Annotated in this window: 5 protein-coding genes and 2 pseudogenes; 4 read left to right on the top strand and 3 right to left on the bottom strand. The window is 42.6% G+C overall.

Translation table 11 applies throughout. The features are described 5' to 3' along the window. Positions 1-550 precede the first annotated feature (550 nt). Positions 551-1318: pseudogene (locus tag IEW48_RS15940) on the bottom strand (IS110 family transposase); the annotation flags it as partial. A gap of 426 nt (positions 1319-1744) precedes the next feature. Between IEW48_RS15940 and IEW48_RS15935 the strand changes: the two are divergent. Continuing rightward, the gene (locus IEW48_RS15935; protein WP_007502396.1) at positions 1745-2092 is read left to right on the top strand and encodes a YolD-like family protein; all 348 of its coding nucleotides are present in this window, start codon (positions 1745-1747) and stop codon (positions 2090-2092) included. Between the two features lie 61 nt (positions 2093-2153). Further along, positions 2154-2301, top strand: a pseudogene (locus tag IEW48_RS17805) (group II intron reverse transcriptase/maturase); the annotation flags it as partial. 275 nt (positions 2302-2576) lie between these two features. Here IEW48_RS17805 and IEW48_RS15930 read toward each other — a convergent pair. Beyond that, entirely contained in the window at positions 2577-3017 is a 441-nt protein-coding gene (locus IEW48_RS15930; protein ID WP_188624621.1) for a hypothetical protein, read from the bottom strand. Between the two features lie 612 nt (positions 3018-3629). Here IEW48_RS15930 and ahpC point away from each other — a divergent pair. Beyond that, positions 3630-4193, top strand: coding sequence for an alkyl hydroperoxide reductase subunit C (gene ahpC, locus IEW48_RS15925; RefSeq protein ID WP_188624620.1), 564 nt, complete (start codon positions 3630-3632; stop codon positions 4191-4193). Between the two features lie 101 nt (positions 4194-4294). Further along, positions 4295-5824, top strand: a complete 1530-nt coding sequence (gene ahpF, locus IEW48_RS15920; RefSeq protein WP_188624619.1) for an alkyl hydroperoxide reductase subunit F — start codon at positions 4295-4297, stop codon at positions 5822-5824. 116 nt (positions 5825-5940) lie between these two features. Here ahpF and IEW48_RS17800 read toward each other — a convergent pair whose 3' ends face one another. Beyond that, entirely contained in the window at positions 5941-6114 is a 174-nt protein-coding gene (locus IEW48_RS17800; protein ID WP_443092720.1) for a transposase, read from the bottom strand. Positions 6115-6407 lie beyond the last annotated feature (293 nt).

The following is a 6407-nucleotide window of genomic DNA, read 5'->3' as shown; positions in this document are numbered from 1 at the left end:
AAACAAAATAAGGGCAGGAACTCCAAATTTGTATGAAAATTTTGCAGCCAGGACTCCAGTGATGAGGAGCAGTGAGAATAAAAATATAAATTGATCGGTATCAATGCCAATATTCATCATCGTCATTGTGTCTTTATTTGTCCTCCCTCTTTAAAGTTAAATTTTCTCACGAATACTCGCGTATTCTCAAATTTTTATCACTTACCAACAGTTCACACCTAGAAGTAGCCTGCTTTGATCTTACAGTAATACCGGAATATTAACTGTAAATTATCCATCCTAACGAGCAAACTGGTTAAGTCTGGAAAGACAGCATGTTATAACCGTGCATTTAATCTCCACACATCTCACGGTCGCGTACCCTCCCATATCTCTCCGGCTCGTTAGCCATACATTCCTTCGTTCGGCGTATCCATGAGGTGGAGGTCGGATAAGCTCTGGGTCTTAGCCCGTATGGTGAATATAGACTCCGACTCAGCACTGTTGGTGTTTGTGAAAGTGATAAGAAAAATTCCATTGACAAATCGCTCATCTCAAATAACACAAGGGATTAAGCGGCTGAATGGTGCCCCATTGGGGGCAGCCCCCTTAGCAATTTTTTCCATCAAAGGCGCATTGTTTTCTTCCAATGGCGAACAACACACGTATCAACTTACAACACAGGGCAATGAGAGACTGTTGCTTTTTTAACGGGCGTTCAGGACGTTGGGTATAGTATAGATGCAAGGTTTTAAACGTTGGATGATGGGCAACGAGCGGACGAATCGCTAGGTATAAGGCTTTCCGGAGTCGTTTTCGTCCTCGTTTATTAATACGTGTCTTCCGGTGTTTTTTCTTTGATATCTGCCGGGAAAGGAAAGGTGCGTAATGTACAAAGTGCGGCTTTTCCTTTCCAATCCCCAAACACATCAAAGAATTCAGGGAAATAGCGCTGGATGACATTTTGGATGCGCCCTTCAATGGTCATCATCTGTTGGATGAGCTGATCTCGTATTTTAATGCCTTCTCTTAGTTCGGCATACACACCGTCCAAGAGATTGGGTACAGAGTATCGCCCATCTTTCACGAGTTGAGCAATGACTTTGGCATCCTTTGTGTCATTTTTTGTTGGTGAATTGTCATCCAGTTCCTTGCTTTTCTTCACATGCATGGGATTCACAAGGACGATGTCCAAGCCTTTGTCTTTTAGATAATAAGCCAGATTGAGCCAGTAGTGTCCGGTAGGCTCAGCACCGAAAATGACATGTGTTTTGTTGTGTTGCTTCATATGTCGCTCAGCCCAAGTGATCAGTTGTTCAAAGCCATGTATGCTATTGTCACTTGAGAAATCTTGCGATTTTGCGTATAATTCATTTCAAGTCCTCCTTGGTTTTTGATTTCGGGGTCAATGACTTGACACCCTGTATGATACCAAGGGGGCATTTTTTATTTCAAACCGCAAATTTGCTTATATACAGGAATGCTTCTTTAACAAAGTATACACTATCTCTCTTATTTAAGTTGAATACAAATATATGTTCGTATATAATAAGAACAAACGTTCCTGCAAGGTGGATGGTCTGATGAAAAAATTCCTACAGAAACAGAAGATGATGATATGGATAAAAAAGGCCTCACCACATACCGAACCATATTCATAATAAAATAACTGACGATAAGGTCATTGCTTTTCACACACTTCGTGAACAGCAAGGCACCTTTGAACTAAGAAACATATTGGCTGCTAAGAAAGGAGAGATCAAGATTGCACAGGGAAACAAAAATTACACCTGGGTCAAACTTGATGTGGGAAGGCAGTCGATTCATGCTTCCAGAGCATATAGAGGCTCTTCACAAGTATCATATGGAGCAGAAAAAGAAGCGTAAACCGGATTTTGACCAACAGCAAATTGAAGAGTGGAACCGAATTATCATGGAAGCGCATTGTAATGGGTTATTATGCCAAATAACTATTTTTGGTGAGTATGAGGATACAGAGCTGACTGGAAAGATAGAAAAAATTGATCACCAAACAGGAAAAATTAAGGTAAATAACGGCAAAGAAAGCATATGGATAAAGTTTACGGATGTAACTGATATTAAATTGCCTTGATTTCGGTCTCATTTAAACATATTTTAAGCCAAGCCAGGACATTTGAGCCTGCATTTTTTGTGCCAAAATTCTCCTGGACGATCTGGATAAGGAACTTGAAAAGCGGGGGTTAAACTTCTGCTGCTATGCCGACGGACGATTGTAACATTTACGTACGCAGTAAGCGTGCAGGTCAGAGATTGGAATGGATCAGGAGTAGACTTAGACTATGCCGATGGCATCAATGGAAAAGAGTCAAAACCAGAGTACGTGAAACTCAGGGCACTTAGCTTTAAAGAACATGAGGTGTTTGAGATTGCAAACACACACAAAGGGCATGGCATACAACCAGGACGCCACAATTATACAAAGCCCTTGGTAACTGGCATGCACAAGGCTTAAGAGTTTAACTCAGATCTTTCAAAAACCCTCTAATGCTGAGGGGCATACTTGTGTGAGGGGACGGGGATTAGCCCCCACTTCTACTCGATAGAAATTTCGTACCTTATTCACGCAATTCCCACTTCTCATCAAATGATTCTATGACTTCGATAAGCTGATTCTCTCCGACAATTTGATAATCTTTGACATGACCACTTACGCGCAAAATCTCATTACGCCCCAAGGTCATTGCATATGTTTCATTATCGGTTCTAAAAAACATGATGTATCCAGCATCGTATAGCTTATTGGTTGGTTTTAATATCATATCTGAAGATTGTTCAATGAATTGATCAATTTCATCCTTATCGTTTAGAACCATTTTCTTTTCCTCTTCTGGTGGATAATAATAATGAATATATATTTCAGTGATATTTTCATCTTCATCAAGTAAATTTGTAAGAACTTCTCCAAATGTGGTTGTTTTCATTTGATCTACAATCAAAAAGACACCAACTCCTAAAATGACCAGAAGAAATACAATTAAGAATTTTTTGTTTTTCAAACTTAATATCCCTCCTCACTGTAATCAATCCATTACCGATATTTTACCATATAGCATAAACTATCGCATAGTTCGGTTTGTTCAAGATAGAGTAAAATAATTATTGGTCCAGAGAGGATTTTTTTAAAGAAGAGTATTTTGCATTAAATAGAGCCATTGAAACACAAAGGATTTGAGGTCCAAATAAAGGGCTTCATCCCTTCTTGAAGAATATTTCAAGTGACCAAACAAAAAAATCAAGAAAGGATGAAGTCACTATAGTATATTCTCCAAGAAAGCCTGTTTTCCTTCGAACAACTGTAAAAATTAGAATCTCGTGAGAGATTGCCTCTCTTTTTTAGCATATGGACTTACATCCATATGCTCAAAAGTTGAGAAGCGCTTCACCCCGGGGTGCAGCCGGTCACTGCCGTTTGCAAAAAGCTCACAATTAAAGTGTCAAGTATTTCACCATTCTGTAATTTTTTAAGCTGAGCATAAGAGTTGACAAAGCTGGTTATAATATATAATAATAATTTTGTCATTAAAATAATTATAATCTATCTGCTTCGGTGGCCTACTACATATCTTGATGCCGGGGCAGGGTATACAACAAGAAAAGGAGGATCAACCATGTCATTAGTTGGTACAGAAGTTAAACCATTTAAAGCAAAGGCCTATCACAACGGTGAGTTCATTGAGGTGACCGAACAGGATTTGAAGGGCAAATGGAGCGTCATTTGTTTCTATCCAGCAGATTTTACCTTTGTTTGCCCTACTGAACTTGAAGACCTGCAAAACCATTACGAGGAGCTGAAAGCACTTGGCGTAGAAGTGTATTCCGTGTCAACGGACACGCATTTCACCCACAAAGCTTGGCATGACAGCTCTGAAGCGATTGGGAAAATTACTTTTCCAATGATTGGTGATCCGAGCCAGACCCTTTCCCGCAATTTTGATGTTTTGAATGAAGAAGAAGGCCTCGCCCAGAGAGGTACGTTTATTATTGATCCCGATGGCATTATTCAGGCCGTTGAAATTAATGCCGATGGTATCGGCCGTGATGCCAGCACCTTGATCAACAAAATCAAGGCTGCCCAATACGTCAGAAACAACCCTGGTGAAGTTTGCCCGGCCAAATGGAAAGAAGGAGAAGAAACATTAAAGCCCAGCATCGATCTTGTAGGTAAAATCTAAGGCTGTTTTCGTAACAAAACCAGTCAAGCCTTTCCGGACGGACGCCGCCCGTCCAGGAAAGGCTGTTTTGTAAAACTTTCAATTGATTTGGAGGGACGGACATGGTACTTGATCAAGAAACAAAAACACAGTTAAAACAATATCTTGAACTCCTTGAAGGAGAAGTTGTTTTAAAAGTATCAGCAGGGGAAGACGACCTGTCCCGCAAAATGCTTGAGCTTGTTAAAGAACTGACGGAAATGTCCCCCAAAATCAAAGTTGACCGTACACAGCTGGATAGGGTGCCCAGCTTTAGTGTCAATCGCCCTGGCGAAGAGACGGGTGTTGTCTTTGCCGGTTTGCCTTTGGGACACGAATTCAGCTCTTTCATACTGGCGCTTCTGCAAGTGAGTGGAAGACCGCCAAAGGTGAATCAATCCATTGTTGAACGGATTAAAAACATTAAAGGCGAATACCGCTTTGAAACTTTTGTCAGCTTAAGTTGTCACAACTGTCCGGATGTGGTTCAGGCCCTTAATCTGATGAGTATTCTCAATCCGAATATTTCCCACACCATGATTGATGGAGCCGCTTTCAAGGAAGAAGTGGAGCGTAAAAACATTATGGCGGTTCCGACCGTGTTTTTGAATGGGGAACCCTTTGGCAGTGGCAGGATGTCTCTGGAGGATATTTTGGCCAAAATTGGTGGAGAAGTGGACCCGGCTGAACTGAGCAACAAAGATCCGTTCGATGTACTGGTGATAGGCGGGGGACCGGCAGGAGCCAGTGCCGCCATTTATGCCGCCCGAAAAGGCATACGCACCGGCATTGTAGTCGAGCGATTCGGAGGGCAGATACTGGATACATTAACGATTGAAAATTTCATCGGTGTCAAGCAAACTGAAGGACCCAAATTGGCTGCCCGTCTTGAAGAGCATGTCAGAGATTATGACATTGACATTATCCAGCCATACCGGGCCAAACGTTTGGAAAAGAAAGAGCTCATCGAAATTGAATTGGAAAACGGAGCGGTGCTGAAAAGCAAAACGGTGATTATCTCCACCGGCGCCCGCTGGAGAGAGCTTGGTGTGCCAGGTGAAGCAGAATTGAAAAACAAAGGAGTGGCGTATTGTCCCCATTGTGACGGTCCCCTCTTTGAAAACAAGGATGTGGCCGTGATCGGCGGAGGAAACTCTGGTGTTGAAGCGGCCATTGATTTGGCAGGTATTGCCCGTCATGTGACCTTGCTTGAATTTTTACCAGAGTTGAAGGCGGACGCCATCCTGCAGGAACGTTTGTATAGCCTGGACAATGTAACAGTGCTAAAGAATGTTGAGACGAAGTCGATTAACGGAACTGAACGTGTTCAGGGGCTCACTTATGTTGAACGGGACAGCGGTGAAGAAAAAGAGCTGAAACTAGATGGTGTCTTCATCCAAATCGGACTGGTACCTAACACCGAATGGCTGGAAGGAACGGTTGAACGGAACCGTTTCGGGGAGATTATTGTCGACAAGTATGGAGCAACGAACATTCCCGGTGTTTTTGCTGCTGGTGACTGCACCGATGCCGCCTACAAGCAGATTATCATCTCTATGGGCAGCGGAGCGACAGCAGCGCTGGGGGCTTTTGACTATTTAATTCGCAACTAGAATAGTGAGGCGGCCGTTGACGGTCGCCTCTCATTCTAGGCGTTAACCTAAGTAGGGATTGCTGAAAAAGTTTCATTTTTTAAGTTTTAACTTGCTCAATTTAAGCTGCTTGGCAGCTAATTTTTTTCTTGAAGACGTAAGTAAAACCATNCATCTTGACGTGCCAGTTTCTTATGTTCAGGTTGGACCTCTTTGGCTGGACGGCCGAGGGGTGGTCCACTCAGACGAATTCCCCGTGCCTGGCAATACCGACGGTTTTCACGTGTCCGATATAGCTGATCAGCAATCACAGCTTCTGGATAGCAACCAAAGCGGGTATGATAAGCCTCGACAGAGGCTTGCAATGTGTTGCCTTCATGGAAGTTGTCCCAGCTGATGTGTTCAATCAGGGTGTATCCCTCGATGACACTGATAACTACCTTGGCCCCAAATTCAACTGGTGCTTTCGCTTTGCCAGTGAAGGCCTGATTGTTGGGCCAGCTCTTCAATATGTTTCAGATTACGGTGGATGTATTGCAGTTGTGCTTTAATCGCCTTCCGCAGTTTTTTCTTACTGACCTTGCGTTGTTTAGCCACCTGAAGA

This window comes from Caldalkalibacillus thermarum (assembly GCF_014644735.1).
Taxonomy (GTDB): Bacteria; Bacillota; Bacilli; order Caldalkalibacillales; family Caldalkalibacillaceae; genus Caldalkalibacillus; species Caldalkalibacillus thermarum.
The sequence above is the reverse complement of the archived record's forward strand: the minus strand, read 5'-3'. Positions and strand labels throughout refer to the sequence as shown.

What these genes read in the sequence shown, in the direction of transcription:
- ahpC (WP_188624620.1), top strand. Translation starts at nt 3,630, where the DNA reads ATGTCATTAGTTGGTACAGAAGTTAAACCATTTAAAGCAAAGGCCTAT.
- ahpF (WP_188624619.1), top strand. Translation starts at nt 4,295, where the DNA reads ATGGTACTTGATCAAGAAACAAAAACACAGTTAAAACAATATCTTGAA.